This window comes from Pseudonocardia sp. GCM10023141 (assembly GCF_042653605.1).
On record NZ_JBHSIR010000008.1, the window covers coordinates 86,893 to 113,157 of the forward strand.

The following is a 26,265-nucleotide window of genomic DNA, read 5'->3' on the forward strand; positions in this document are numbered from 1 at the left end:
GTTGTCAAGACTCGTCAGCGGTCCCGCAGTTCCCGGCGCAGGATCTTGCCGCTCACGGTCTTGGGCAGCTCGTCGATCACCTCGACGATGCGGGGGTACTTGTAGGCGGCCATCCGCTCCCGGCAGTGGGCGATCAGCTCGTCGGGCGCCACGGTCCGGCCCGGCTTCAGCGACACGAACGCCTTCACGGTCTCCCCGCGGTAGGCGTCGGGCACCCCGATCACCGCGGCTTCGCGGACGGCGTCGTGCTCGTAGAGCACGTCCTCCACCTCCCGTGGCCAGATCTTGTAGCCGCCCGCGTTGATCTGGTCCTTCTTCCGGTCGACGATGTAGAACCAGCCCTCGGCGTCCATGAACCCGACGTCGCCGGTGTGCAGCTCCCCGCCCGGCAGCGCGTGCGCGCTCTCCTCCGGCTTGTTCCAGTAGCGCGGTACGACCTGCGGGCCGCTGATGACGATCTCGCCGATCTCACGGGCCGGCAGCCGCTCGCCGGACTCGCCGACGATCCACGCGTCGGTGTCGAACACGGGCACGCCCACCGACAGCGCCCCGGACGCCGGATCGACCGGCGCCCGCCTGTCCAGCGGCCCGAGGTGCGACGGCGAGGTGGTCTCGGTCAGCCCGTAGGCGTTGTGGATGTAGCCGCCGAACTGCTTCTCGAACGCCTCGACGACCGCGGGCGCGACCGGCGCACCGCCGCTGTAGAGGGTGGTGAAGCTGGACAGGTCGCGGTCGGCCGCGCCGGGGTCGTTCATCAGCGCGATGAACACCGGCGTGGCCCCGACGGTGAACGTCGCGCGCCAGCGCTCGATGAGTTCCAGGACCGTGCCGGTGTCGAACCGGAACCCCAGCACCAGCGGCAGCGGGGTCAGCAGCGCCACGCCCATGTGCGCGATGAGCCCGGTGATGTGGAACAGCGGCGCCACCCCGAGGCAGACGTCGGCGGGTGTGAGCCGGGCCCAGTCGCGGATCGTCTGCGCGTTGAACGCGATGTTGCCGTGCGTGTTGGTGGCGCCCTTCGGCGGCCCGGTGGTGCCGGACGTGTAGGTCAGCAGCGCGACGTCGGCGGGTTGGGGTTCCGGGATCGACGGCGGCCCCGACCGGCGGTGGGCGTCGATGAGCGCGATCAGGTCGACGGGGCCGGGCTTGCGCACCGACGCGGCCAGCAGGGGCGGCACCTCGTCGCCGAGGTACTCCAGCTCCGAGGTCGTGACGATCGTGCGCACCGCCGTCTGCCCCTGCACGGCGAGCGCGACCGGCGCGAGCGACTCCAGCGCGATCAGCACGGTCGCGCCGGAGTCGGCCAGGATCACCTGCAGCTCGCGCTCGCGCAGCATCGGGTTGACCGGCACCACGATCGCGCCGGCCTTCCACACCCCCACCAGCCCGACGACCCACTGCGGCACGTTCTGCAGGTACAGCGCCACCCGGTCGCCGGTGCCGACACCGAGCCCGGCGAGCGCCGCGGCCAGCGCATCGCTGTCGGCGTCGACGTCGGCCACCGTCCGCGTCGCGTGGAAGTAGTGGATCAGGGGCCGGTCGGGGTGGTCCGCGGCCGCCGCCCGGAACAGGGCGAGCCCGCTGCGGTGCTCCGGTGTGATCGACGGCGGGGTGCCCTCGTCGTAGAGGGCGAGCCAGGGGCGCTGCTCGGTCATGCGTCCGAGTGAACTCCCGACTGTGACCGGTGTCACCCCTTGACGTAGGCCTGTTTCTCGGCGACCAGCCCGTCGCGCACGGTGAAGAGATCCACCCCGCGCACGTGTCCTGCGCCCCAGTCGTAGCGCCAGCGCGCCACGACGCGGTCCCCGGCGGCGAAGAGCTCCTCGGTGCTGAACACGCCGTCGGGGGCGCCGGCGAACAGCGCCTCCCAGGCCCTCCGTACCGCGGCGGCGCCGATGTGGCGACGCCCGTCGGGCGGGGCGGTGTCGTCGAACACGCAATCCGGTGTCATCGCCGCCATGACCGCGTCGACGTCCTGGGCGTCGAAGGCCTTCTGGAAGCGGGCGACGGCCTCGACGGCGCTCACGGCGTCCTCCCGAACCGCCCCAGCAGCTGGTCCTGCCGGCTCGCCCCGGCCGGGACCTCGACGCGCGGCCCGATCACCCCGATGTCGCGGTAGAGCGACTCGGTGTCGCCGAACCAGTCGAGCACCGCGGCCACGACCTCGGCGTCGAGGGTCTCGTCGGCGCCGATCGCGCGGGCGAGGTCCCAGGTGTGGACGAGGTGGTCGGCGGAGAGCTGCATCGTGTACTCGAAGCCCGGCCGATCACCGAACGACAGGTGCACGACGCCCTCCACCGCTCCGGGCGCACGGACGGCGGCCAGCGCGGTGGCCTCGGCCGCGTCGAAGGTCGCCAGCGGGTCGCTGCCGAGCAGGTCACCGTCGAAGCGGGTACCCACCTCCTCGACCGTCGCACCCGCGAACAGCTCGGGTGCCCACCGCTGCTCGTTGACGAGGTGGTTCACCAGCTCCCGCACGTCCCAGCCCGGCAGCACGGTGGGTGCGGTCCAGCGGTCGCCGACGGCGTGCACGGCGGCAGCGAACCCGGCGGAACTCCTGGCATAGATCTCTCGGACGTCCACGGTCACCTGCATACCGGTTTCCCCGCTCATCCGCGCGCGTAGTTCGAGGCGCCCCACCAGTCGACGATGACCACCGGCTCGTCGCCGACGACCCACGCGTCGTGCCCGGCGGGAAGGGCTGTGACCTGGCCCGGCGTGGCGTCGAACTCCTGTCCGTCGCTCGTGCGTACCCGCAGCGTCCCGGCCGCGTGGTACTGGAAGTGCGGTGCCTCGCACCACTCGGTTCCCGCGATCGGACGCACGTCGTTCGACCAGCGCCAGCCGGGTTCGAGGGTCAACCTGCCGATCTCGGCGCCGCCGATGCGCAGCAGGTCGACGCGACCGTGTGGGAACTCGCGGGTCTCGGTCGGTGCCGCGAAGTCCTGCTGCTCGTAGGAGATGCCCATGCCGTCCTCCTGGGGTGTCGGATTGCGATGGGCGCGACGGTAGGAGCGCCACCTTGCAGTTCGATGGCGGAAATCCGGCGTTCGTGGGCCGATCGGGGCAAGGGGCCTTGCGGTGCGGCGGCGGCGCGCCACGATGTGCGGGTGCCGGGCACCCAGCTGCAGCTGCTCGGGCGGTTCCAGGTCCGCCGTGACGGCGAGGAGGTCCCGCCCGCGGCGTTCGGCGGGCGCAAGGTGCGCACCCTGCTGCGGCTGCTCGTCGTGCACAGCCCCGCACTGGTCCCCCACGAGGTGCTCGCCGACGCGCTGTGGCCCGACCGGCTCCCGGCCGACCCGGCCGGCAACCTCGGGGTGCTGGTCAATCGCGCCCGCCGGGCGCTGGCGGATCCCGAGCTGATCGTCACCGGTACCGGCGGCTACGCGCTGGGCCGGTGCTCCGTCGACATCGCGGAGTTCGGTGCGGCGCTGGCGGCGGCCCGCGCGGCGGGGGAGGACCACGGCGCCGTCGTCACCGCCTGCGCGGCGGCGCTCGCGCTGTGGGGCGAGCCGCTGCCGGAGGACACCTACGCGGAGTGGGCCCGCGCCGAGCGGCAGCGCCTGCACCGGGCCCGGGTGGAGGCCTGCGAGCGCGGTGCCCGCGCCGCGTTGGCTCTCGGGGATGCGCGCCGGGCCACCGCGTGGGCAGCCGAGGCCGTTGCCGCGGAACCGTTGCGCGAGTCGGCGGTCCACGTGCTCGCGAGCGCGCTGGCGGCGGCAGGCGATCCGGCCGCGGCGCTGGCCCGGATCGCCGACCTGCGCACCGCGCTGGTCAGCGAGCTGGGCGTCGAGCCGTCACCCGCCGTCGGGCGCCTGCAGCACGCGCTGCTGACCGGGACGCTCCCGGCCGTCGCCACGGTCGCGGCGCCCGCGCCGGTCCCGACCCGCGCACCTGCTTTCGGTGAGCTGGCGTTTGTCGGCCGCGACGTCGAGCTGGCCCGGATGCGGGCCGTGGTGCAGGCAGGCGGGGTGGTGGCACTCGCCGGGCCCGCCGGTTCCGGGAAGTCGCGGCTGCTCACGGAGCTGGGCCGCGTCGCGGGCCGGCCGGTGATCGCCGCGCGGGCCTTCCTGCCGGAACGGGCGGAGGCATGGGGTCTGGCCCGGTCGGTGCTGCGGGAGGCCCTCGCCGTCGACGCCGCAGCCGCCGACGACCTGCCGGCCCGGATCCGCGACGTGCTCGCCGGCCTGCTGCCCGAGCTGGGGGACGGCTCGGCCGCCGCCGACGGGGAGAGCCGGCGCGCGCTGCTGCTCGCCGGTGCGCTGCGGGTGCTCCGGTCGGCGGCGGGCGAGGGCGCGCTGCTCGTGGTCGACGACCTGCAGTGGGCCGACCCCAGCAGCGTGGCGCTGCTGGGCTCGGCGCTGGCGCGGCTGCCGGGGCTGGCGGCCGTGCTCGCGTTCCGCCCGGACGAGCTGCCTGCCGACACCCTCTCCGGGCTGCGGGACGCCCGGGCGGGTACGCCTGCCGCGGAGATCGAGCTGGGGCCGCTCGACGACCGGGCGATCGGGTGCCTCGTCGGCGACCCCGAGCTGGTGGTCGTGGTGCAGGGGGCCACGGACCGCACGCCGTTCGCCGTCGCCGAGCTGCTGCGTGAGCTCGCCGCCCGGGAGGCGGTCGCCCCGGGCCCCGCGGGCGGATGGACCCGGCGCACACCCGACGCGGCCGCACTCGCCGCCGAGCTCGGTCGTGCCGGACAGCGCCGCGGCGTGCAACGCCGGGCGCAGCGCCAGAGCGGGGCGCGCGCCGAGGTGCTCGCGCTCGTCGCGCTGCTGGCCAGGGAGGTGCCGGCGAGCACGGTGGCCGGTGCTGCGGGGCTGGACGGGCGCGCCACGCTCGATGCGCTGTCCGGGCTCGCCGCCGCCGGGTTGCTGCGCCTGGGCGAACAGGGCTGGGCGACCGCGCACGACCTCGTCGCCGAGACCGTCACCGCAGGGCTCGGCGCCGCGGAACGGGGGCGCCTGCACGCGCTGCTCGCCGCCGCGCTGGCCGCCGTCGACGCCGATCCGGCCGAGGTGGCCCGGCACCATCGCGGGGCGGGCGACGGCGCCGCAGCCGCGCTGGCCTACGCGCGCGCCGCCGAGCGGGCGCTGGCCGATCACGCCACCCGCGAGGTGGCGGCACTGGCGACGGCCGGGCTCGCGCTCGATCCCGGACCGCCGGTCCGGGCCGACCTGCTCGCGGCGCGTGCCGAGGCGGGCGCCGTGCACGGGGATCTGACGGCCGCGCTCACCGACCTGCGCGCCGCGCTCGCCGCCACGGCGTCCGGCCCGACACGCTCGCGACGGCTCTCCCGGCTGGCCATGCTCACGTCCGGGGCCCGCAACCTGCGCCGGGCCGCGGAGCTGGCCGAGCTGGCCGTCGTCGAGGCGGGCACCGACGGTGCGGCGCTGGCGGCCGCGCTCGAGACCGCTGCGATCCTCGACATGAACCTCGAGCGGCCCGAGCGCGCGCAGGAGCGCGCCGAGCGCGCGCTGGAGCTCTACCGGCAGCGGGGGGACGCGCGGGGTGTCGCGCGGATTCTCGACGCCCGTGCGATGGCCACGTTCCTCGACGGGCGGATCGCCGAGGGCGCCGCCGTCTTCGGGAGCGTTGCGGAGCTGTTCACCGACTCGGGTGAGCTGCTGCGCGTGGTGACGCCCCGCTCCACTCGCGGGCACGGGCTGGTGTTCATGGGTCGCCCGGCCGACGGGCTCGTCGAGACGACCGCGGCGCTGCGGCTGGCCAGGGACCTCGACGCACCGGAGGGGCAGGCCTACGCGCTGTGGCACCGCTCCGAGGCGCTGTCGGGGCTGGGTCGCACCGACGAGGCGGCCGCCGATGCCCGGGAGGCGCTCGCGATCGCGCGGGGTGTCGATCATCGCGGCTGGACGGCCACGGCACACCGCGCACTGGGTATCGCCCTGCAGACCGCCGGTGACCTCGACGGCGCCGCGGCGGCGTTCGCGGCGTCGGCGGACGTCTCGGGGGAGTCGCTCTCGCTGTTCGCGTCCTGGGCGGCCGGGCGGTCGGCGCTCGTCGCGATCGCCGGCGGCCGCCTCGCGGGCGTCGACGCGCTGGTCGAGCGCGCGCTGGCGCTGGGGCCACCGCTGGGGCACTACGAGGCCCGGCTCGCGGCGGTGGAGCTGGCTGCGGCCCGGGAGGCCCCGTCCTGCGCGGAGCTCGCCGGGGCGGCGCTGGAGGCGGCCCGCGCGGGTGGCCATGGGGTGTCGGTCGATCGGCTGTCCGCACTGTCGGTGGCACCGGGCAAACTGGCGACGTGACGGATCACCCCGTGTCCACCACCAGCGAGTACGGCCTGCTCGGGGTGCGCGACATCGACTTCACCCTCGACCGGTACCCACCGGCGCCCGATCTCGCCGCGCTCGTGGAGCGGCACTGGCTGGTGTCGTGGGATCAGCCACCGGGCCGGGAGGCGTCGGTCACGCTGCTGCCCCACCCGTGCGTCAACCTCGTGCTCGACGGTGGCCGGCTCGCGATCTCCGGCGTCGGCGAGGGCCGGTTCACCTACGTCTACCGCGGCGCCGGGCGCGTGTTCGGCGTCAAGTTCCGCCCGGGCGGCTTCCTGCCGTTCCTCGGCTCCCCGCTCAGCGCGATCACCGGGTCCGTGCTGCCGGCCGAGCAGCTGTGGGGGCCGCCGGCAGGCCCGCTGGCCGTGCGGATGACGGCCGCGCCGCACGTCGAGCAGCTCATCGGCCTCGTCGAGGAGTTCCTGCGGGCCCGGTGGCCACCGCACGACGCCCAGGTCGAGCTCGTCGGCCAGGTCGTGGCGGCGCTGCTGCACGACCGCGACATCAGCCGGGTCGAGGACGTCACCCGCCGGTTCGACATCACGCCCCGCACGTTGCAGCGGCTGTTCGCCCGCTACGTCGGGGTCAGCCCGAAGTGGGTGCTGCGCCGCTACCGGCTGCACGAGGCCGCCGCCGTGCTCGCCGAGGAGCAGCACCGGCCGTGGGCGGAGGTGGCTTCGGAGCTGGGCTACTTCGACCAGTCCCACTTCATCCGCGACTTCACCCGGGCCATCGGGATGACCCCGGTCGCGTACGCGCAAGCGTGCCGCCGCAAGGACGCGCCCGTCAGCGCGTGAACTCCGCGCGTCACATGCGGCAGAACTTCACCGCGGTGCGACCGTCGCGGCGTGCGGTGGAGCAGTTGCTGCCGGACTTCGCGAGACCGGTGAAGCTGTGGTCGCCCAGCACGCCGATGTTGATCGTGGTGCCGCTCACGGTGTAGTTGATGCTGCGCAGGGGCGCGGCCACCCCGTTGTCGAGCGGATCGGTGATGCGAGGAGCCACCTGGATCCGCCGACTCACGCCCCCAATTTCCGGTGCAGGACACTGACGCAGTGCGAGTGCTGCGTGGTGGTGCGGGTGGTGGTGCGGGTGAGGGGCCGCTGGTGCTGTTCCTGCACGGGCTGGGCGCCACCGCGGACGTCTGGCAGGGGGCGGCCGCGTTGCTGCCCGGGCGCTGGGTCGCCCCGGACCTGCCGGGCCACGGCGGGTCGGCCGCGCTGGACGCGTACACGTTCGCCGCGGTGGCCGCGGCCGTCGCCGACCTGGTGGACCCCGCGGGCACCGTCGTGGTCGGCCACTCGTTCGGCGGCGTCGTCGGGTTGCACCTGGCCGCGGTGCCGGGCGTGCGGGCCGTCGTGGGCATCGGGATCAAGGTCGGGTGGAGCGTCGACGAGCTGTCCCGCGCGGCCGGTCTCGCCGCCCGCCCGCCGGCGCGCTTCGCCACCCGCGACGAGGCGGTGGCGCGGTACCTGCGGGTGTCCGGGCTGGCTGGGCTGGTCGAGCCGGAGACCGTCGACCTGGGCGTGACCGGCGACGGCGACGGCTGGCGCCTCGCGCTCGACCCGCGCGCCTTCGGCGTCGGCGAACCGCAGGTCGCGGCACTGGTGGCGACCGCGGACGTCGCGGTGGTGTTGGCGCGCGGCGAGCACGATCCGATGGTCACCCGCGAGCAGCTCGCCGCGCACGTCCCGGATCCCGTGGAGCTGCCCGGGCTGGGGCACAATGCCCACGTCGAGAGCCCTGCCGCGGTGCGGGCGCTGCTGGCGCCGCTCCTCTGAGCGGCCGACTGCGCCGCGGCCTGCTCCGCGCGGGGAACATCGATCCTCAGCGGTCGGTGGCTGCGCGGTGCGCCGGGGTGCTCGCGATTCCCGAGATCAGCGCCCGGAACGACCATCGCAGGCGTTCCGCCCCGGTTCCGGAGAGCAGCTCGTCCGCGGTTCGCGCGATGTGCGGGAGCTCGTCGGCCGGCACCTCGCCCAGCGCGCGTGCGAGCTCGTCGGTCTCGGCCCCCGCCGTGGCTGACTGAGCGCGGGTGCCCTGCTCGGCGGCGACCGCGGTCGCGTGCTGGAGCAGGATGTCGACGCCCCACGCCGCCTCCCGGACCGGTGTGCCGCCCGCCAGCAGGAGCCCGAGCAGCGCGTCGATCAGCCGCAGGTAGTTGGGCCCGGACGGGCGCAGCGTGAGCAACGACCGGGCCAGGCTCGGATGGGCCAGCAGCACCATCGTGAAGGCGGTGAGCAGATCGACGAGCCGATCGGGCGCCCCTGCCGGTGCCATGTCGGGCTGCAGGTCGATCGTTGCCAGCTGATCGTCGAGCACGGCCCCGTGCAGCTCCGCCACGTTCTGGACGTACACGTAGAGCGAGGCCGGACCGGTGTCGAGCTCCTGGGCGATGCGCCGCATGGTCGCCCGCTCGAGACCTTCCTCGTGCATCACGCGAACGGCGACGGCCACGATCCCGGCCCGCGTCAGCGGCGGTTTGGCAGGCCGGTCGCGGCGGCTGACGGGCGGGACAGCACGGCTTCGCATGAACGCGATCGTAACGAACGTGTTCGTGCAGAACAAGGTGTGGTGGCGGATCCGGGGTTGCAGTTCAACCTGTACGTACGTACAGTCGAATCGCTCGGACCCGTCCCGGGCGAAAGGTCGTGACTCATGAGAAGGCTCGTGGACATCTCGGTGACCCTGCGCGCGGGCATCGCCTCCGACCCGCCCGGACACCTGCCGCGGATCGACTACTACACCCACGAGCAGACCGTCGCGGACGTGCTGGCGTTCTTCCCCGGCGCCGTCCGGGCGGACCTGCCCGACGGCGAGGGCTGGGCGATCGAACGCGTCGCCGTCACGACGCACAACGGCACGCATCTCGACGCCCCCTACCACTTCGCCTCGACGATGGACGGCGGCGCCCGCGCGATCACCATCGACGAGGTCCCGCTGGAGTGGTGCCTGCAGCCGGCGGTGAAGCTCGACTTCCGGCACCTCCCCGACGGCTACGTGGCGACGCGCGCCGATGTGCGGGCCGAGCTGGCACGGATCGGGCACGAGCTCTCACCGCTGGAGATCGTCGTGGTCAACACCGCGGCCGGCGCTCGCTACGGCGAACCCGACTACGTCTCGGCGGGATGCGGGATGGGCCGCGACGCGACGCTGTACCTGCTCGAACAGGGCGTGCGCCTGAGCGGTACCGATGCCTGGAGCTGGGACGCGCCCTTCGTCCACACCGCCGCCAGGTACGCCGTGGAGCGCGACCCGTCGATCATCTGGGAAGGCCACCGGGTCGGCCGCGACATCGGCTACTGCCACCTCGAGAAGCTCGCCAACCTCGACGCACTGCCCGACACCGGGTTCTCGATCTCCTGCTTCCCGGTGAAGATCCATGCGGCGTCCGCGGGCTGGACCCGGGCCGTCGCCATCATCGACACGGACGAGGATCCCCATGCCTGACGAACACCACCGCACCGAGCTCGCGGACGGGATGCGGATCGAGTGGAACGCACCGATCCCCGTCGACGACGGCACGGTCCTGCGCGCCGACATCTTCCGTCCCGACGACTCCGCTCCGCACCCGGTACTGATGACCTACGGCCCGTACGGCAAGGGGCTGCACTTCGGCGAGGGGTTCCCGGCGCAGTGGCAGAAGCTCGCCGAGCACGCCGACGTCGTGGACGGATCGACGAACAAGTACCAGGCGTGGGAGGTCGTCGACCCCGAGCGCTGGGTCCCCCATGGTTACGTGTGCATCCGGATCGACTCCCGGGGCTCGGGCTGGACACCCGGCCAGATCGACCCGTTCTCCCCGCGGGAGACCCGCGACTACTACGAAGCCATCGAGTGGGCCGCCGCGCAGCCGTGGAGCAACGGCCGGATCGGCCTGAACGGCGTGTCCTACTACGCCATGAACCAGTGGATGGTGGCCGCGAGACGGCCACCGCACCTCGCCGCCATCTGCCCGTTCGAGGGCGCCGCGGACCTGTACCGCGACGCCACCCATCACGGCGGGATCGTCTCCGAGTTCTGGGCCACCTGGTACCCGTTCCAGGTCATGAACGTCCAGTACGGGCTCGGCGACAAGGGCCGGACCAACCCGAACACGGGCGAGTCGATCGCAGGCGCCGAGACGCTCGACGAGGAGACCCGCGCCGCGAACCGGATCGACCTGCGCGCCGCGATCGCGGCCCATCCGCTCGATGACGAGTTCTACGCGCAGCGCCGCGCCGACCTCGGCGCGATCGAGGTGCCGGTGCTGTCGGCGGCCAACTGGGGCGGCCAGGGCCTGCACTCGCGCGGCAACTTCACCGGTTTCACCGACGCCGGCTCGACGCAGAAATGGCTCGAGGTCCACGGCCTGGAGCACTGGACCGAGTTCTACACCGCATACGGCCGTGACCTGCAGAAGCGGTTCTTCGACCACTTCCTGCTCGGAGCCGACAACGGCTGGGACCGGCAACCGCCGGTGCAGTTGCAGGTCCGCGACGTCTCGGGCGGGTTCAGCACGCGCGCCGAACGGGAATGGCCGCTGGCCAGGACGAGCTGGACGGCCTTCCACCTCGACTTCGCGCGCCGTGCACTCGTCACCGAGCCGCCGTCGGAGGCGTCAGCGGTCGAGTTCGACGCTCTCGGCGCGGGCGTCACCCTGCTGGCCGAGCCGTTCTCCGAGCCGACGGAGATCACCGGACCGTCCGCCACCACCCTCACACTGCGGTCGTCGACCACCGACGCCGACCTGTTCGTCGTGCTGAGGCTGTTCGATCCGGCGGGCACGGAGGTGCTGTTCACTGCCGCTGTGGAACCGCGCGCGCCGCTGTCGCAGGGTTGGCTGCGCGCGTCGCACCGCAAGCTCGATCCGGCCCGCAGCAGCCCCTACCAGCCCTGGCACACCCACGACGTGCGGCAGCCGCTGGAGCCCGGCGCGCCCTACCGCGTCGACGTGGAGATCTGGCCGACGTGTGTCGTCGCGCCCGCGGGCTACCGGCTCGGGCTGACGATACTGGGCCGCGACTACGACAACGGGCTCGGCGAGCCGCACCCGATGATCTACCAGCGGCCGATGACGGGTTCCGGGTGCTGGTGGCACACCGACGCGGTCGACCGGCCCGTCGCGACGTTCGGCGGGCGGACCACACTGGAGTCCACACCCGAGCAGCCTGCCCTGCTCCTCCTGCCGATCGTGCCGGAGTCATGAGCGTCGTCATCACGGTCGCACCGACCGGCCCGATCGCGTCGAAGGCCGACAACCCGCACCTGCCCACGCAGCCCGTCGAGATCGCCGACGCGGTCGCCGAGGCCCACGCGGCAGGGGCGGCGGTGGCCCACATCCACCTGCGCGACCACCAGCACCGACCGACCGCCGACCTCGCCATCGGCCGCCGCACGATGGACCTCATCGCCGAGCGCTGCCCGATCCTCGTCCAGCTCTCGACCGGCGTCGGGCTCGACGTCCCCTTCGCCGAGCGGGCGGCCCTCATCGAGCTCCGCCCGCGGATGGCGACGCTCAACCCGTGCAGCATGAGCTTCGGCTCCGGCGAGTTCCGCAACCCGCCCGCCGACGTCCGCCGGCTGGCGGCACGGATGGCCGAACTCGGGGTCAAGCCCGAACTGGAGATCTACGACACCGGCCATCTCGACGCCTGCCTGCGCCTGCGCGACGAGGGCCTGCTGGACGCCGAGCCGCTGCAGTTCTCCCTGGTGCTGGGAGTGGCAGGCGGGATGGCCGCCACGCCGGAGAACCTGCTGGCGATGGTGCGGCGGCTGCCGGAGAACGCCGTGTGGCAGGTGATCGCCATCGGCCGCCGCAACCTCGAGCTCACCGCCATCGGGCTCGCGCTCGGCGGCAACGCCCGTGCCGGGCTCGAGGACACCCTGTACGTGCGCAAGGGCGAGCTCAGCCCCGGAAGCCTGCCGCTCGTGGAGCGCACCGTCGGCCTCGCCGGTGCGCTGGACCTCGGGATCGCGGGCGTCGAGGAGACCGCGGCCCGGCTCGGCCTCACCGGCCGCTGAGCGGTTACGCTTCCGGCGAGACGCTCACCTGGCCGCGTCCGTCGGGGAGGGACCGATCATGGACCCCGCACCGCCGACACCGGTTCCGGTGGCCACATCGGGTAGGACGCGGCCTGCCGGCGGGAAGGCCGACCAGGTCCGGGCCGCGGCGGAGGTCGTCTTCGCGCGCAAGGGATTCGACGGTGCCACCATGCGTGAGGTGGCCGAGGCAGCAGGCGTGGGCCTCTCGCTGGTCGTGTACCACTTCACGACCAAGGAGGGGCTCTACCGGTCAATCTTCGAAGCCCGTCAGTACGTCAACGAGGCGCGGCTGCTGCGGCTTGGTGAGGTGACCGACCCGCGGGCGTCCGATGCGCTGGACCGATGGGTGTCCGCCTTCATCGACCCCGTCCTCGATCTCCACGACGACCCCGAGGACATCTGGTTCGCTCGGCTGGTGCTCCGGGAGGCGGCCGACCCGTCGAGCCAGGAGCGCTCGATCATCTCCGGGCTGTTCGACCCGATGGCGAGGACGTTCGTGGCGAAGCTCCAGGAGATCCTCCCCGACCGCCGGGAGGGCTTCCACGCCTGGGCCTACCTCTTCGCCGTCGGCGCCCTCACCCAGAGCAGCTTCGACGCCAGGATCGACAACATCGCCGGGCCCACCACGACCGCAGGCAAACGCGAACACCTGCGCCGCTTCATCGCCGCAGCACTGCGCAACCCGTGACCGGCGCACGGCGAACGCGCCATGTGCGTCCGCCGTGCCCGGGTGGTGCCCGACCGCCGGGTGCGCTACCGGTAGTTGGTGAACTGCAAGGCGATCCCGAAGTCCCGGCCCTTGAGCAGGGCGATCACGGACTGCAGGTCGTCCTTCTTCTTGCCGGTGACCCGCAGCTGGTCACCCTGGATCTGGGCCTGGACACCCTTGAACTTCTCGTCGCGGATGGCCTTGCTGATCTCCTTGGCCTTGTCCTGCTCGATGCCCTGCAGGATCTTGCCGCTGATCTTGTAGATCTTGCCCGAGATCGCCGGATCGCCGGCCTCGAACGCCTTCATGGAGATGTCGCGCTTGATCAGCTTCTCCTTGAAGACGTCGACGGCCGCCTTCGCGCGCTCCTCGGTCTCGGACTCGATCGTGATCGCCTCGTCGCCGGCCCAGGCGATCGAGGTGTTCGTCCCGCGGAAGTCGAAGCGCTGCGAGAGCTCCTTCGCCGCCTGGTTGAGGGCGTTGTCGACCTCCTGCCGGTCGACCTTGCTCACCACGTCGAACGACGGGTCGGCCATGCGTACCTCCTGATCGACCGGGCCCCTGTGAGACCCGGTTCATCCCTGTCGTATCCTCGTCCATGCGCTTCGGCGCACCCCGGCAGGTTGCCCGAGCGGCCAATGGGAGCGGACTGTAAATCCGTCGCGAAAGCTACAGAGGTTCGAATCCTCTACCTGCCACACCCCGTGAGAGCGGCCCCTGACCAGCGAGAACCTGGACAGGGGCCGCTTTCGCGTGTGGGAGGCGACTACGCACACCTTGGGTAGTCGTCGCACGCGCTGGAACGCGTGCGACGTCGGTCGAACCTCTGCGACGTGGCCCGGGGGTGGAGTACGCGTCCCGCACCGGCTGGAAGTCCACCGCCGCAGGATAGGGATCTGTGACGTCGCCACCGGCTCGCCCCTCGACGGCGTGGCCGGATGCGGCAGGTCGGGAGGGGGAGGGGTCTCGCCGGGTTCCCGTGTGGGAGGCTCCGGCTTCGGATTCGGTATCGGCGGGGTCAGCCGGTGCAGCATCCGATGGGCTGAGGTCGGGGGACTTGGTGCTGGTCAGGGGACTGTGGGTGGTCGGCTGATGAGAGGCATCTTCATCGGTGTCGGCATCGCGCTGGTGGTGGCGCTCCTGCTCACCCCGCACCTGATCCGGTTCTTCGTCCGCCAGGGGCTCGGGCAGGAGATCCGCGAGGAGCTGTCGTCAGGCCATCAGAAGAAGCGCGGCACGCCCGTCATGGGTGGTATCGCGATCCTGATCGCGATCTGGGCCGGATACCTGCTGTCGCACCTGATCACCGGCGATGCGATGACGTTGTCGGCGATGCTGGTGCTGTTCCTGACCACGGCGCTGGGGCTGGTCGGGTTCCTCGACGACTTCATCAAGCTGCGCAACACCCGCAACCTCGGCCTGAACAAGACCTCCAAGCTGGTCGGGCAGACCGTCGCGGCCTCCACCTTCGGCGTCGTCGCGGTCAAGGTGTCGGCAGGCGACCTGCTCACGCCGGCGTCGGCGAACCTGTCGTTCGTTCGGGACATCACGGTGGTGTCGCTGGGAGCGGTCGGCTTCGTGGTGCTGGCCAACATCATCATCGCCGGCTGGTCGAACGCGGTGAACCTCACCGACGGGCTCGACGGTCAGGCTGTCGGCTGTTCGGCGATGGTGCTGGCCACGTACACGATCATCGGGTTCTGGCAGTTCCGCAACGGCTGCGAGCTCGCCAACTCGCCAGGTTGCTACCAGGTGCGGGACCCGTTGGATGTGGCGCTGGTCGCCGCCGTCGCGATGGGTGCGTGCATCGGGTTCCTGTGGTGGAACGCGCCCCCGGCCCGGATCTTCATGGGCGACACCGGCTCGCTCGCGCTGGGCGGGCTCGTCGCGGGGCTGTCCATCGTCACCCGTACCGAGCTGTTGTTGCTGGTCATCGGTGGCTTGTTCGCGGCGGTGCTGCTGTCGTCGCTGATCCAGATCCTGGTGTTCCGGAGCACGCGCCGCCGGGTGTTCCGCATCGCGCCGTTCCATCACCACTTCGAGATGGGCGGGTGGGCCGAGACGACCGTGCTCATCCGGTTCTGGCTGCTCACCGCGATGTGCGCCATGTTGGGGCTGGGCCTGTTCTACAGCGAATGGCTGACGGCAACCGCCGATGGCTGAAACGGAGCGGCCGGAGGGGTCAGCGCCTACGGCTCGGGGGTTGCCGCGGCCCGATCCGCCGGTTCCCGCTGGGTCAGGATCAGGGCCGCGTCCTCGGTGATGGCCACCGTGTGTTCGGAGTGGGCCGTTCGGGAGCCGTCCGCCGACCGGATGGTCCAGCCGTCGGGGTCGTAGACGATCTCATCGGTGGTGCGGGCGAACCAGGGTTCGAGCGCGAGGGTCAGCCCCGGCCGGAGCACGAGCCCGCGCCCCGCCCGGCCCTTGTTCGGGACGTGGGGTTCGCCGTGCATGGTGCGGCCGATGCCGTGGCCACCGAACTCGTTGTTGACCGGATAGCCGTGGTCGCGGGCCACCGACCAGATCGCCGCGGAGATGTCACCCAGACGGTTGCCGGGGCGTGCCACCTCGATCGCTGCGGCCAGCGCTTCCTCGGTGGCGCGGATGATCCGCAGGTCCTCCTCGGCCGCCGTGCCGACGACGACCGTGCGCGCCGAGTCGGCCACCCAGCCGTCGATGCTGACGGCGAGGTCGGCGCTGAGCACGTCGCCGTCGCGCAGCGTGTAGTCGTGGGGCAGGCCGTGCAGCACGGCGTCATTGACCGAGAGGCAGATGACGTTGCGGAACGGTCCCCTGCCGAAGGACGGCGCGTAGTCCCAGTAGCACGACTCCGCGCCACGACTCTTGATCATGCCGCGCGCATGGTGCTCCAGGTCCAGGAGGTTGACGCCGACGTCGGCGACCCGGCCGACCTCGGTGAGCACCTCTGCGACGAAACGCCCCGTCACGAGCATGCGTTGGATCTCGGCAGGAGTCTTGAGTTCGATCACGAGTACCTCACGTACAGGGGTTCCGGTATTTCTATACCGGAACACTAGCGTCGTTCGGTATAGAAATACCACTCGGGTCCTGGAGAACGGCCGCTCGTACCCGGACTGACCGTCTCGGAGGCGGCGGGAATGGGGGAGAGCCACTCGTCCCCCGCTTCAACGTATAACCCACTCCTGGACTTGCCGCAAGCCCCCATTCGTACCGCACAATTCGCGGCCGAATGCGGGAACCGGGATCCGGGGAGTGGTGCAGTGCGAGTTCTGTTGTCGACGTGGGGGTCTCGGGGGGACGTCGAGCCGCTGCTGGCGCTGGCGCTCGAGTTGCGCGCGCAGGGAGTCGACGTCCGGATGTGCGCCCCACCGGACTTCGCGGAGCGGGTGGCCGAGGCCGGCGTGGCGTTCGTGCCCATGGGTTTCGCGGTGCGTGAGCTGGTGGCCTCGAAGCCGTCGCCCGCGGATGTGGCCGCCGCGCTGGTCGGCCAGCACTTCGACGTGGTCGGGAAGGCTGCCCAGGACTGTGACGCGCTGGTGGCGACGGGCCTGATGCCCGCGGGCATGCGTTCGGTGGCCGAGCACCTCGACATCCCCTACGTGCTCGCCGGCTTCCACATGATGGGGATGCCGTCACTGCATCGCAGGCCGGGGCCGCGGCCGGGTGGGCCCTTCCCCGCGGACGAGACCGACTTCCGCGTGCTGTGGCGGATCGACGGTGAGCGGGTCGACGCGATCTACCGCGAGCCGCTGAACACGCACCGCGCCGCGCTGGGCATGCCGCCGGTGGGCAACGTCCGCGACCACGTCCTGACCGCGCATCCCTGGCTTGCGGTGGACCCGGTGCTCTGGCCGCCCGAGGATCTGCTGGGCCTGGAACCCGTGCAGACCGGCGCGTGGATCATGCCCGACGATCGGGCCCTGCCCGCCGACCTCGTGGAGTTCCTGGACGCGGGCGAACCCCCGGTGTACGTGGGCTTCGGCAGCATGCAGATGGCAGGCGCGCCCGACACGGCCGCGGTGGCCGTCGAGGCGGTGCGCGCGCAGGGCCACCGCGTGCTGGTCTCCGGGGGGTGGGCGCGGCTGTCGCTGATCGACGAGGAGGACGACTGCTTCGCGGTCGGCGAGGCGAACCACAGCGCGCTGTTCCGACGCGTGGCGGCGGTCGTGCACCACGGCGGCGCTGGGACGACGACGACGGCCGCGCTGGCGGGGGCACCGCAGGTGATCGTGCCGCAGATCGTGGATCAGCCGTACTGGGCGCAGCGGGTGGCCGAACTGGGCATCGGTGCCCACCACGACGGTCCGATCCCGACCGTCGCATCCCTGTCCACGGCGCTCGAACCGGCGCTCCGCGACGGCACCCGGACGCGGGCCGCCGACGTGAGCACCACCATCCGCACCGACGGTGCGGCGGTGGCAGCGAGGAGGCTCGTCGACCTGATCGGCGACGGGCGATAGCGCCACTCGAAAGGCTGTCGTACCCGGTCTGAGCGTGCGCGGCGGGCCCGGGCCCGACATCCTGGGATGGTGATCTTCACGGCCAAGCCCATCGCCGGTCTCGGCCTCCTTGCGGCCGCCCTCGTCCTCAGCAGCTGCTCCGGACCGGCGCCGAGCAGCCCACCCGTCGCTCCCGTCCCGCCGCCGAGCACCTCGGCTGCCGCTCCGGCCGGCGCGGAGGGATCGGGTCGGTCGGACGCGGCGCGCAAGTGCCTGCTGAGCGACCTCGGGCCGGCGGTCGGGGAGACGACCGGTGCTGCCGGCCAGCGCCAGACCCTGATCGTCTGGACCAACACGGCGTCGACACCCTGCACCATGACCGGCTTCAGCGGGATCGACCTCAAGGGCCCGGACGACCCGGCAGGCCCCACCTACTCCCTGCCGCGCAGCTCCGTCGCGGTGGCGGCGGTCCGGCTGAACCCGGGCGACAAGGCCCACTCGACGATCAGCTGGCTGCCCCCGTCGGACGGGCCGGGCTGGACGCCGACCCAGATCCTCGCCACCCCACCGGACGAGACGCACTCGGCCGTTCTCCCGTGGCCCGGCGGCGCCGTCCTCCGTCAGGATGCGGCGACGCACCCCGGCACCTACGTCGGCCCGGTCCAGCCCGGCGCCACCGGCTGACCCGCGCTCCCCGCTCCGCGGCCGAGCGTCCAGAGGTGGATGCGCTCCTGGCTGCGGTAGGGCGCGAGCGGATCCGGGGCGCGCCCCCTGCGCGCGGTCGCGGCCGGGCCTGCGGTGTGGCTGCGCACCGTGAGGCCGGCGGCCGCGATGAGTCGCGGCACCATGTCCGTGTCCCGCAGCCCGAGGCGTTCCGGGAGATCGGAGAGCACGAGCCACGCCGCACCGTTGCCGGTGAGGTGGTCGGGCAGCTCCCGGACGAACCGGGTCAGCATGGCGCTCCCGCGGTCGAACACCCCGGCTTCCAGCGCTGACCTGAGGCTCGCCGGGATCCACGGCGGGTTGCAGACGATCAGGTCCGCGCCCCGGCGGGAACAGGTCGCGCTGCAGCACCGTCGCCCGGTCGGCGTACCCGAGACGCGCGAGCTCGTAGCCGGCGCCGACCTCGACCAGGAGCGATCCCAGCAGCCGCGACGTGCGGGCCCGGTCCTGCCGGATGCGGCGGAACTCTCCCGCCGCAGACAGGTGCCGACGCCCGGCTGCGGGCCGCAGGCGGCGGTGCATGGCGTCCAGGAGCTGGCGTGCGTGGTGGAAGTCGCCGCGCCAGAGCAGCCCGGTGACCGCGGCGGCCGATCGGAGTGCCGCGTCCGCGGAGAGATCGTCACCGGCGATCTCGACGCGCTGGGGCGGCCGATGTCCGTCGGCGGTGAGCCAGCGGGCATGTCCGGTGGTGCCGTGTTCGCGCCAGGTCAGCAACGTGTCGTGCTGGGAGTCTTCGTGCACTCTCCGGCCGGGTGTGCCGTGAAAGGGTGAGTCGAAGCGGGCGCAGCCGTCCGAAGACGGCTCAGGGTGCGAGGGAACGCTTGGCCGTCAGTCGGACGACGCGCGCCACACCACCGCTCCAGCTATCACCCCAATGACCTTACCGCGGTCAGATCGCCACCCTCGCGGACGGCTGGGCGACTGGCGGCTGGACAGCTGGGCGGCTGTCGCGGAAGGTGCGGCGGTAGGCGTCGGGGGACGTGTCGAGCAGCCGGTGGAAGTGGCGCCGCAACGTGGTGGCGGTGCCCATGCCGGTGCGGGAGGCGATCTGCTCGACGCTGACGTCGGTGTTCTCGAGGAGCTCCTGGGCCCGGCCGACGCGCTGGGTCAGCAGCCACTGCAACGGGCTGGTGCCCGCGACGGCGTTGAAGTGGCGTGCCAGGTTGCGGGAGCTCATGTTCGCGTGGCGGGCGAGGTCCTGCACGGTCAGGTTCTGGTCCAGCCGCGCCGACACCCAGGACATCAGTCCGACGAGCACGTGGTCGCGGCCGTGGGAGACCGCCGCGGGGATGAACTGGGCCTGCCCGCCGGGACGATGTGGCGGCACGATCAGGTTGCGGGCCAAGGCGTTGGCCACCGACGCGCCGTGATCGATCCGGACGATGTGCAGGCACAGGTCCATCGCAGCGGCCTTGCCTGCCGAGGTGAGGACACGACCCTCGTCGACGTAGAGGACGTCCGGCTGCACCTGCACGAGCGGATACCGCGCGGCCAGCACGTCGGCGTGCGCCCAGTGGGTGGTGGCACGCCTGCCGTCGAGCAGGCCGGCGGCCGCGAGGACGAACGCCCCGGTGCACAGCGACGCCACCCGGGCGCCGGCGTCATGAGCCGCGCGCACGGCGTCGACGAGCCCGGCCGGCAGCGGTTCGTCGACGTCGCGGCAGGCCGGGACGATGACGGTGTCGGCGGCGGCGATGTCGTCGAGGCCGCCGCGCACGTCGGCCCGCAGCCAGCCGCCGACGTCGGCGGAGTCGTTGCCGCAGATCGTGAGGCTGTACCACGGCTGGGCGAGCTCGCGGTCGGAGCCGAAGACCTCGCACGCGGAGGCCAGCTCGAACAGCGGCGTGCCGTGCGTGACCGCGAGCGCTACCGAGTGCATGTCCGGAAGGGTACGGGGCGCCACGTTCCGGACAGGCCGGATCGGATCAGAGCCGCCGCCCGACGAGGTAGGCCTGCGGTTGCGGCTCGGTGGGGTCGGCCGGGCGCCCCGCCCAGTAGACGGCCCGGAAGCCGGCCTCGGTGAATCGACGCTCCATCTCCTCCGGCGAGTACCAGTAGATGTCGAACTCGATGCCCAGATCGAGCGTGCGCCCGCCCCGTCGGAGCGTGTCGTCGCCCGCCTTGAAGGCCGTGGCGAGGTAGCCGCCCGGCGCGACGACGCGGGCCAGCTCGCCGAACGCGCTGCGACGATCGGCCGGCGCGAGGTACATGAGCGAGTACCAGCACAGCGCCCCGCTGAGGCTGGCATCGTCGAACGGCAGCTCGCGCAGGTCGGCGACGTCGAACGGGATGCCGGGATGGTCGCGGCGCGCGACGCGGACCATCTCCGGGGAGAGATCGACGCCGTGCGGTGCGAGCCCGGCGGCGGCGAGGTACGGCGCCAGTCGGCCGCTGCCGCACCCGATGTCACCGACAGCGGCACCCGGGCCGCCCGCTTCCAGTACCCACTCCCGGAACAGCCCCAGCACCGCCCGATCGACCGGCATCTCGTCGAGCGCACCGGCGAGGCGTTCTGCGTAGAACTCGGCCAGTACGTCGTGCGCTTCCCGCAGTTCCGTCGTCTTGCTGTCCATGCCCCCGAAGCTACGGCTGCGCACCGACGGTTCCGAGCGCACGGACCGGTCAGGACGGCGACGGCGCGCGGGTGGCCCGTACCGCGTCGAGGTACTCGGCGATCGCATCCCGGTTGCGCGTCAGGCACTCCACCCGGGCCGACATGCGGTCGCGTTCGAGTTCGAGCGTGGCCAGCATCTCCGGGGTCGCGTCGCGGAAGTGGATGGTGCGGGGCTTGTCGAGGCACGGCAGGATCTGCTTGATGATCCGCGTGGGCAGCCCGGCGTCGAGCAGCCCGCGGACTGCAGGACGCGGTCGACGAAGCGCTCGTCGTAGTCGCGGTAGCCGTTGGCGCTGCGGCTCGCGACGATCAGGCTCTGCTCCTCGTAGTAGCGCAGCAGCCGCCGGGGTGTGCCGGTACGTTCGGAGAGCTCGCCGATGCGCATGTTCCCCACCTCACGCCCGCAACGATTTGACCTTCACATCAATGTGATGGTTCGAGCATACGGGCATGACGAACCGGCTACCGCTGCGCGCGCTGCTCCCGCTGGCGACCGCAGCCTTCATCACCGTGTTGACCGAGGCGCTGCCCGCGGGCGTGCTCCCCGCCATGAGCGCCGACCTCGAGATCACCGAGTCCGCAACGGGTCAGCTGGTCACGATCTACGCCGTCGGCACCGCGGTGGCGGCCATCCCGCTCTCGGCGGCCATGGCGACGTGGCGGCGCAGGAGGTTGCTGCTGGTCGGGGTCGCGGGGTTCGCCGTCGCCAACACCGTCACGGCCGTGTCCGTCTCCTTCCCCGCGACGCTGGTGGCCCGGTTCGTCGCCGGGACGGCCGCGGGACTGGTGTGGGCGCTGCTGGCGGGCTACGCGCGGCGCCTGGCGCCCGGGCCGGTGCGGGGGCGGGCGATCGCGATCGTGATGGCGGGCATCCCGCTCGCGCTGGCGCTGGGCGTTCCGGCGGGGACGTTCGTCGGTGCCGTGCTCGGCTGGCAGGTGACGTTCGCCGCGATCAGCGTGCTCGCGATCGTGCTGCTCGCCTGGATCGCCACCGCCGTCCCGGATCTGCCGGGCGCGCTGCGCGGGAGCCGGATCCCGGTCCTGCGCACCGCGGCGCGGCCCGGTGTCGCACCGGTGCTCGTCGTCACGTTCGCGGTGGTTCTCGCCAACACGATCCTCTACACCTACATCGCCACGTTCCTCGAGCGGCTCGGGATGGGTGCGTCCACCGATCTCGTGCTGCTGGTACTCGGGATCGCCTCGGTCGCGGGCATCGGCATCGTGGGCGCCCGGATCGATCTCCTGCTGCGCCCGCTCATGATCGGCGGTGCGGTCCTGTTCGCCGCGGCCGCCACCGCGCTCGCCGCGCTCGACGGCAACAGGTTGCTGGTCGTCGCCGCGGTGGCGGTGTGGGGGCTCGGCTTCGGCGGGATCCCCACGCTGCTGCAGACGGCTGTCGGCGCGGTGGGCGGGGACACCGGCCAGGCGATGCTCGTGACGCTGTGGAACGCCGCCATGGCGGCCGGCGGTGTGACCGGCGGGATGCTGCTGGACGGGCTCGGACCGGGCTCGTTCCCGTGGGCGGTGCTGGGGCTGCTGGTGCCGGCGCTCGCGGTGGTGGTCGGGGCCCGTGCGCACGGGTTCCCATCCCGGACCGCGGTCGCCACCGCGGCGTGAACAGCGCGCCGAAGAGTTCTTCGGCCCCGATGTCGAGAGCAACCCGCCCGCTCCGACCCATGGTCGAGGCGGAGCGGTTCGCTCCCCACGACCAGAGGAGACGACGATGGGCAAGGTCTTCACCGACATGGCGGTCTCGGTGGACGGCTACACGGCCGGCCTCAACCAGCGAGCCGACGCCCCGTTCGGCGACGGCGTCGGCGACAGCCTGCACGCGTGGATGTTCCAGGAGCCCGAGGAGAACGCCGCCGAGATCGCGGAGATCGTGGCCGCGGGCGCGTTCATCATGGGGCGCAACATGTTCAGTCCCGGTCGAGGCGACTGGGACCTGGACTGGACCGGCTGGTGGGGCCCCGAGCCGCCCTACCACGGCCCGGTGTTCGTGCTGACCCACCACGAGCGCAAGCCGGTCGTGATGGAGGGTGGCACCACGTTCCACTTCGTGACCGGTGGCATCGAGGAGGCGCTGGAGCAGGCGCGGGCCGCTGCCGGCGGCGCCGACATCTCGATCGCGGGCGGCGCCGCCACCGTCAACCAGTTCGTGGCGGCCGGCCTGCTCGACGAGATCCGCCTGCACATCACCCCGGTGCTGCTGGGGCGTGGCGAGCGGCTGTTCGAGGGCGTCGACCACGTCGATCTGACGCCGGTCTCTGTCCGCGGCAACGATCGGGTCACCCACGTCCGCTACGTCGTCAAGCGCTAGTAACTCCGAGCCGCGGGGGTGACTCGGAATGGCAGGAAGGTGGCGGTCCGTGCACTGAAGTGCTCACACCATGAGCACTTCAGGGTCGAGGATGGGGACGTGCGTGCAGACCGGCTGGTGGCCACCCTCCTCGTGATGCAGGCGCGGGGGGCGCGTCACGGCGGCCGAGCTCGCCGAGGAGCTCGAGGTGTCGGTGGCCACGGCCCGGCGCGATCTCGAGGCGCTCTCGACCGCCGGCATCCCCGTGTATCCGCAGCCGGGCCGCGGGGGTGGCTGGTCGCTGCTCGGGGGTGCGCGCACCGATCTCAGCGGTCTCACCGCGGCCGAGGCGCAGGCGCTGTTCCTGCTGGTCGGGCCCGCCGCAGCCGTCGCCCCGGAGGCGAAGGCCGCGCTGCGCAAGCTCGTGCGGGCGCTGCCCGACACGTTCCGGGCCGACGCCGAGGCGGCCGCGGCGGCCGTCGTGATCGATCCCACGCGCTGGGGTGGGCGGGGTCGGGAACGGTCGGCGCTGATCGAGACGCTGCAGGAGGCCGTCGTCCGGCGCCGCAAGGTCCGGATGGTCTACGGCGGGCGAGGGCGCGAGCAGTCCGAGCGGCTCGTCGACCCGCTCGGACTCGTCGACAAGGACGAGATCTGGTACCTGCTCGCGGGCACGCGAAACGGGCAGCGGACGTTCCGGGTCGACCGGATCGTCACGGTCGAGACCACCGATCTCGTCGCCGAGAGACCGGCCGGCTTCGCGCTGCCGACAGCGTGGGACCGGGTGGTCGACGAGGTCGAGCAGCGTCAGCTGCGCGTGACGGTGCCGGTCCTGATCGAGGCGCGGCTGGCCCCGATCCTGCAGGGTCAGTACGGCCGCCACTGCGTACCCGACGGCGTGGAGGCTGACGGGAGGGCGCGGCTGCGGCTCTCGGCACCGACCCCGTTGATGATCGCGCAACCCCTCGCCGGGTGGGGTGCGCTCCTGGAGGTCGAGGACGAGGGAGACCCGTGGTCGGCGGCCGTGCGTGCCGAGCTGGCCCGCCTGGGGCGCGAGTTGGTGGAGCGCTACGCCGTCGGCAGGCCGACGACATCAAGTTAGGCTCACCTGACTCGATGGACGGGGACGGGATCGGCGCGGCTGCCGGGTTCCCGGTGCAGGTGACGGGGAAGTTCGGCCCGACCGACGTCCCGGCCCCGCCGGTACGCGTGCTCGCACTGGGCTTCGGCCCGGACGCTGCCACCGTGCTCGGCCGCGGGACGCTGCCCGTGGCGGTCCCCAAGGACGCGTCGATAGCGCCCGCGCTGCCCACCCCGCACTCGCTGGCAGGACGTTCACGTCCGGCCCCGTTGTCGCCGATGGATCCATCTACACCACCTGCTCCATCGCCGATCTCTCCGCGGATCCCGGCGGTGCGTCGCAGCGCCTACATCGCGCTCGACGTCTCGACGCAGCCGACGTCGACCCGACGGCGCTGCCCTATGGCGACGACGCGCTCAGCGCGGTGCCGGCGATGATGGTGCTGCACCACCTGCCCGACGCGGCAGCGCAGGACAGGGCGTTCGCGGAGTTCGCGCGCGTGCTGCGACCCGGTGGTCGGCTGCGGGGCACCGACAGCCTCGACAGCCCTGGCCTGCGGCGCCTGCACGCGGGCGACATCCTGGTGCCCGTCGACCCACTGACGCCGGGCGAACGGTTGGCGGCCACGGGTTTCGTCGACGTCGAGATCGCCGTGCTCGCCTTCGGGGTCCGCTCCTGCGCCGCGGTGCGGTAGCGCCGCACCCGGCCACGGATGCTCCATTCGTGTTGCCGGTGGTCAGAACCAGTGGCCCGGCTGGTCGATCCGCAGCCGAGACATCGCGTAGCGCTTGGCCGATGCCGGGGAGAAGTAGATGTGTTGCGCCGCGGCGTGGATGTCGCGGAAGCACCGCTGCAACGGGTGGTCGGCGTGCAGCGCAGCGGCGCCGCCGAAGCCGTACGCCGTGTCGACGGCCTCGATCGCGGCCGGCATGGCCTGCTGGGTGGCCAGCAGGAAGCGGACCCGCTGCGCGTCGCCGGGCACGTCGCCGGCCCGGGCGGTGTCCCACAGCGCGCCGAGTGTGTCGATCACGAAGGACCGCGCGGACTGCAGGCCGCCCTCGGAGCGGGCGAGCGCGACCTGCAGGTCGCCGTCGTGGGCGATCGCGGTGGGGCTCGACGGCCGGATCCTCGTCGAGCGAACTGCGCGAGCTCGTCGAGTGCCCGGCGGGCGACGCCGAGCGGGAACCCGGCGAGCGTGGTTCCGACGAGTGTGAAGAAGGGGAAGCGCCACAGGGGGCCGTCGTGGCGGGCCGGCTCGAACAGCGGCGACATGACGTGTTCGGCGGGCCCGGCGACGGCCGAGGCGACGACGTCGTGGCTCCCGGTGCCGCGCAACGCGGCGGCGTCCCAGTTGTCGAGGACCGTCAGCGCGGGCGCGGGCAGGACGGCGAAGCGCCAGTCCGGGCCCGCGTCCGGGGATCATGTGCGGGGCGTCGCCGTCCATGATGAAGGCGCCGTTGACGAACAGGTCGGCGTGACCAGATCCGCTGCAGAACCCCCACTGTCCCGACATCCGGTGACCGCCCGTGCCGTCGGGCAGTAGCCGTCACGCGGGCGCGAAGGACGAGGCGCCGACGGGGTCGGACGTCTCGTGGAGGATGTCGCGGGCGACCGCCGGGTCGAGCCAGGCCAGGAACGCCGTCGAGTTGCCGATCAGGATCGTCCAGCCCGCGGATCCGTCGGCGCGGCAGTGCTCCTCGACGACCTCCACCAGCGCGATCGGCGCCAGCTCGGACCCGCCGAGCGACCGGGGCGTCGCCAGCCCGAACAGCCCCGCTGCCCGGGCCTCCGCGACCAGGTCGGCGGGCAGGGTCCGGAGCCGTTCGCCGTCGCGGGCCCGGCTCGACAACCGCGGGGCGATCAACCGGGTTGCGGCGACGAGGCCACGCCGATGGCAGAGCGCGACCTCATCGGCGCCATCCAGGCCGAACCGGACGCGGCCAGGAAGCTCGTCCGGTACGCGGAGCACCTCGCGGCGGGCTCCGAGCGGCATGTGCCGCTGCAGCTCGTGGCCCGCTCCGCGGCCGCTGTCGACGGGGCGGGCGCGCAGGTGTGGGCGCAGATGCGCCAGGAGATGCTGACCGGGATGACCATGTTCGCGGCCGAC

Annotated in this window: 28 protein-coding genes, 1 tRNA gene and 2 pseudogenes; 17 read left to right on the top strand and 14 right to left on the bottom strand. The window is 72.7% G+C overall.

Annotated features, from left to right (window positions below):
- Positions 1-14: 14 nt before the first annotated feature.
- From ACFPFQ_RS03880 to ACFPFQ_RS03895, 4 genes are read right to left on the bottom strand one after another with little or no spacing between them, the layout of a single operon-like run.
- A complete protein-coding gene (locus tag ACFPFQ_RS03880; protein ID WP_379614810.1) occupies positions 15-1,655 on the bottom strand; it encodes a class I adenylate-forming enzyme family protein in 1,641 nt (546 codons plus the stop codon).
- Positions 1,656-1,687: 32 nt separating this feature from the next.
- Positions 1,688-2,026 carry a nuclear transport factor 2 family protein gene (locus ACFPFQ_RS03885; RefSeq protein ID WP_379614812.1) on the bottom strand — a complete coding sequence of 113 codons (339 nt, stop codon included), beginning with the start codon at positions 2,024-2,026 and terminating at the stop codon, positions 1,688-1,690.
- On the bottom strand, positions 2,023-2,595 hold the full coding sequence (locus ACFPFQ_RS03890; RefSeq protein WP_379614814.1) for a TIGR03086 family metal-binding protein: 573 nt from the start codon (positions 2,593-2,595) through the stop codon (positions 2,023-2,025). The genes ACFPFQ_RS03885 and ACFPFQ_RS03890 overlap by 4 nt, the downstream gene beginning before the upstream one ends.
- Before the next feature lie 14 nt (positions 2,596-2,609).
- On the bottom strand, positions 2,610-2,969 hold the full coding sequence (locus ACFPFQ_RS03895) for a cupin domain-containing protein (RefSeq protein ID WP_379614816.1): 360 nt from the start codon (positions 2,967-2,969) through the stop codon (positions 2,610-2,612).
- A gap of 141 nt (positions 2,970-3,110) precedes the next feature.
- Here ACFPFQ_RS03895 and ACFPFQ_RS03900 point away from each other — a divergent pair, with 141 nt between their 5' ends.
- Together ACFPFQ_RS03900 and ACFPFQ_RS03905 are read left to right on the top strand one after the other, a co-directional pair.
- Positions 3,111-6,260: a BTAD domain-containing putative transcriptional regulator gene (locus ACFPFQ_RS03900; RefSeq protein WP_379614818.1), complete on the top strand. Its 3,150-nt coding sequence runs from the start codon at positions 3,111-3,113 to the stop codon at positions 6,258-6,260.
- Positions 6,257-7,084, top strand: a complete 828-nt coding sequence (locus ACFPFQ_RS03905) for a DUF6597 domain-containing transcriptional factor (RefSeq protein ID WP_379614820.1) — start codon at positions 6,257-6,259, stop codon at positions 7,082-7,084. Before ACFPFQ_RS03900 ends, ACFPFQ_RS03905 begins: the two co-directional genes overlap by 4 nt.
- Before the next feature lie 10 nt (positions 7,085-7,094).
- Here the strand turns inward: ACFPFQ_RS03905 and ACFPFQ_RS03910 are convergent, their stop codons facing one another.
- Positions 7,095-7,310 (bottom strand): hypothetical protein, encoded by a 216-nt coding sequence (locus ACFPFQ_RS03910; protein WP_379614822.1) that lies wholly within the window; start codon positions 7,308-7,310, stop codon positions 7,095-7,097.
- 32 nt (positions 7,311-7,342) lie between these two features.
- Between ACFPFQ_RS03910 and ACFPFQ_RS03915 the strand changes: the two genes are divergently transcribed.
- Positions 7,343-8,068 (top strand): alpha/beta fold hydrolase, encoded by a 726-nt coding sequence (locus ACFPFQ_RS03915; protein WP_379614824.1) that lies wholly within the window; start codon positions 7,343-7,345, stop codon positions 8,066-8,068.
- A gap of 46 nt (positions 8,069-8,114) precedes the next feature.
- On the opposite strand, the gene ACFPFQ_RS03920 is transcribed toward ACFPFQ_RS03915, so the two are convergent.
- Positions 8,115-8,819 (bottom strand): TetR/AcrR family transcriptional regulator, encoded by a 705-nt coding sequence (locus tag ACFPFQ_RS03920; RefSeq protein ID WP_379614826.1) that lies wholly within the window; start codon positions 8,817-8,819, stop codon positions 8,115-8,117.
- 126 nt (positions 8,820-8,945) lie between these two features.
- Here ACFPFQ_RS03920 and ACFPFQ_RS03925 point away from each other — a divergent pair, with 126 nt between their 5' ends.
- From ACFPFQ_RS03925 to ACFPFQ_RS03940, 4 genes are read left to right on the top strand one after another with little or no spacing between them, the layout of a single operon-like run.
- On the top strand, positions 8,946-9,737 hold the full coding sequence (locus ACFPFQ_RS03925) for a cyclase family protein (protein ID WP_379614828.1): 792 nt from the start codon (positions 8,946-8,948) through the stop codon (positions 9,735-9,737).
- Positions 9,730-11,475, top strand: coding sequence for a CocE/NonD family hydrolase (locus ACFPFQ_RS03930; RefSeq protein ID WP_379614830.1), 1,746 nt, complete (start codon positions 9,730-9,732; stop codon positions 11,473-11,475). The genes ACFPFQ_RS03925 and ACFPFQ_RS03930 overlap by 8 nt, the downstream gene beginning before the upstream one ends.
- Entirely contained in the window at positions 11,472-12,290 is an 819-nt protein-coding gene (locus tag ACFPFQ_RS03935; RefSeq protein WP_379614832.1) for a 3-keto-5-aminohexanoate cleavage protein, read from the top strand. Before ACFPFQ_RS03930 ends, ACFPFQ_RS03935 begins: the two co-directional genes overlap by 4 nt.
- A gap of 58 nt (positions 12,291-12,348) precedes the next feature.
- Positions 12,349-12,999 carry a TetR/AcrR family transcriptional regulator gene (locus ACFPFQ_RS03940; RefSeq protein ID WP_379614834.1) on the top strand — a complete coding sequence of 217 codons (651 nt, stop codon included), beginning with the start codon at positions 12,349-12,351 and terminating at the stop codon, positions 12,997-12,999.
- A gap of 65 nt (positions 13,000-13,064) precedes the next feature.
- Here ACFPFQ_RS03940 and ACFPFQ_RS03945 read toward each other — a convergent pair whose 3' ends face one another.
- Positions 13,065-13,556, bottom strand: coding sequence for a YajQ family cyclic di-GMP-binding protein (locus ACFPFQ_RS03945; RefSeq protein ID WP_379614836.1), 492 nt, complete (start codon positions 13,554-13,556; stop codon positions 13,065-13,067).
- Between the two features lie 81 nt (positions 13,557-13,637).
- Between ACFPFQ_RS03945 and ACFPFQ_RS03950 the strand changes: the two genes are divergently transcribed.
- Both ACFPFQ_RS03950 and mraY read left to right on the top strand, forming a co-directional pair.
- Positions 13,638-13,718: transfer RNA gene (locus tag ACFPFQ_RS03950), tRNA-Tyr, on the top strand.
- 394 nt (positions 13,719-14,112) lie between these two features.
- On the top strand, positions 14,113-15,183 hold the full coding sequence (gene mraY, locus ACFPFQ_RS03955; protein WP_379614838.1) for a phospho-N-acetylmuramoyl-pentapeptide-transferase: 1,071 nt from the start codon (positions 14,113-14,115) through the stop codon (positions 15,181-15,183).
- 26 nt (positions 15,184-15,209) lie between these two features.
- Here the strand turns inward: mraY and map are convergent, their stop codons facing one another.
- A complete protein-coding gene (gene map, locus ACFPFQ_RS03960; RefSeq protein WP_379614840.1) occupies positions 15,210-16,010 on the bottom strand; it encodes a type I methionyl aminopeptidase in 801 nt (266 codons plus the stop codon).
- A 252-nt stretch (positions 16,011-16,262) separates the two neighbouring features.
- On the opposite strand from map, the gene ACFPFQ_RS03965 reads away from it, so the two are divergent.
- Positions 16,263-17,462 (top strand): glycosyltransferase, encoded by a 1,200-nt coding sequence (locus ACFPFQ_RS03965; protein WP_379614842.1) that lies wholly within the window; start codon positions 16,263-16,265, stop codon positions 17,460-17,462.
- 69 nt (positions 17,463-17,531) lie between these two features.
- Positions 17,532-18,125 (top strand): DUF4232 domain-containing protein, encoded by a 594-nt coding sequence (locus ACFPFQ_RS03970; protein WP_379614844.1) that lies wholly within the window; start codon positions 17,532-17,534, stop codon positions 18,123-18,125.
- Here the strand turns inward: ACFPFQ_RS03970 and ACFPFQ_RS03975 are convergent.
- Positions 18,089-18,397 (bottom strand): hypothetical protein, encoded by a 309-nt coding sequence (locus tag ACFPFQ_RS03975; protein ID WP_379614846.1) that lies wholly within the window; start codon positions 18,395-18,397, stop codon positions 18,089-18,091. The two genes, ACFPFQ_RS03970 and ACFPFQ_RS03975, sit on opposite strands and share 37 nt — an antisense overlap.
- Between ACFPFQ_RS03975 and ACFPFQ_RS03980 the strand changes: the two genes are divergently transcribed.
- On the top strand, positions 18,396-18,935 hold the full coding sequence (locus ACFPFQ_RS03980) for a hypothetical protein (RefSeq protein ID WP_379614848.1): 540 nt from the start codon (positions 18,396-18,398) through the stop codon (positions 18,933-18,935). The two genes, ACFPFQ_RS03975 and ACFPFQ_RS03980, sit on opposite strands and share 2 nt — an antisense overlap.
- A 118-nt stretch (positions 18,936-19,053) precedes the next feature.
- On the opposite strand, the gene ACFPFQ_RS03985 is transcribed toward ACFPFQ_RS03980, so the two are convergent.
- The 3 genes and pseudogenes from ACFPFQ_RS03985 to ACFPFQ_RS03995 all read right to left on the bottom strand — a co-directional run bounded on the left by ACFPFQ_RS03985 (position 19,054) and on the right by ACFPFQ_RS03995 (position 21,163).
- A complete protein-coding gene (locus tag ACFPFQ_RS03985) occupies positions 19,054-20,043 on the bottom strand; it encodes a helix-turn-helix domain-containing protein (protein ID WP_379614850.1) in 990 nt (329 codons plus the stop codon).
- A 46-nt stretch (positions 20,044-20,089) separates the two neighbouring features.
- Positions 20,090-20,737: a class I SAM-dependent methyltransferase gene (locus ACFPFQ_RS03990; RefSeq protein WP_379614852.1), complete on the bottom strand. Its 648-nt coding sequence runs from the start codon at positions 20,735-20,737 to the stop codon at positions 20,090-20,092.
- Positions 20,738-20,786: 49 nt separating this feature from the next.
- Positions 20,787-21,163: pseudogene (locus tag ACFPFQ_RS03995) on the bottom strand (MerR family transcriptional regulator).
- A 65-nt stretch (positions 21,164-21,228) separates the two neighbouring features.
- Between ACFPFQ_RS03995 and ACFPFQ_RS04000 the strand changes: the two are divergent.
- The 5 genes and pseudogenes from ACFPFQ_RS04000 to ACFPFQ_RS04020 all read left to right on the top strand — a co-directional run bounded on the left by ACFPFQ_RS04000 (position 21,229) and on the right by ACFPFQ_RS04020 (position 24,852).
- The gene (locus ACFPFQ_RS04000) at positions 21,229-22,395 is read left to right on the top strand and encodes an MFS transporter (protein ID WP_379614854.1); all 1,167 of its coding nucleotides are present in this window, start codon (positions 21,229-21,231) and stop codon (positions 22,393-22,395) included.
- Between the two features lie 106 nt (positions 22,396-22,501).
- Positions 22,502-23,098 (top strand): dihydrofolate reductase family protein, encoded by a 597-nt coding sequence (locus tag ACFPFQ_RS04005; protein ID WP_379614856.1) that lies wholly within the window; start codon positions 22,502-22,504, stop codon positions 23,096-23,098.
- Between the two features lie 99 nt (positions 23,099-23,197).
- A pseudogene (locus ACFPFQ_RS04010) lies at positions 23,198-24,179 on the top strand (helix-turn-helix transcriptional regulator).
- Between the two features lie 14 nt (positions 24,180-24,193).
- On the top strand, positions 24,194-24,595 hold the full coding sequence (locus tag ACFPFQ_RS04015) for a hypothetical protein (protein ID WP_379614858.1): 402 nt from the start codon (positions 24,194-24,196) through the stop codon (positions 24,593-24,595).
- Positions 24,553-24,852 carry a class I SAM-dependent methyltransferase gene (locus ACFPFQ_RS04020; RefSeq protein ID WP_379615177.1) on the top strand — a complete coding sequence of 100 codons (300 nt, stop codon included), beginning with the start codon at positions 24,553-24,555 and terminating at the stop codon, positions 24,850-24,852. The genes ACFPFQ_RS04015 and ACFPFQ_RS04020 overlap by 43 nt, the downstream gene beginning before the upstream one ends.
- Positions 24,853-24,894: 42 nt before the next feature.
- On the opposite strand, the gene ACFPFQ_RS04025 is transcribed toward ACFPFQ_RS04020, so the two are convergent.
- A complete protein-coding gene (locus ACFPFQ_RS04025; RefSeq protein ID WP_379614860.1) occupies positions 24,895-25,671 on the bottom strand; it encodes a hypothetical protein in 777 nt (258 codons plus the stop codon).
- Between the two features lie 33 nt (positions 25,672-25,704).
- Complete coding sequence (locus tag ACFPFQ_RS04030; protein ID WP_379614862.1) at positions 25,705-26,151, bottom strand: acyl-CoA dehydrogenase family protein; 447 nt, start codon at positions 26,149-26,151, stop codon at positions 25,705-25,707.
- Between the last annotated feature and the right edge of the window lie 114 nt (positions 26,152-26,265).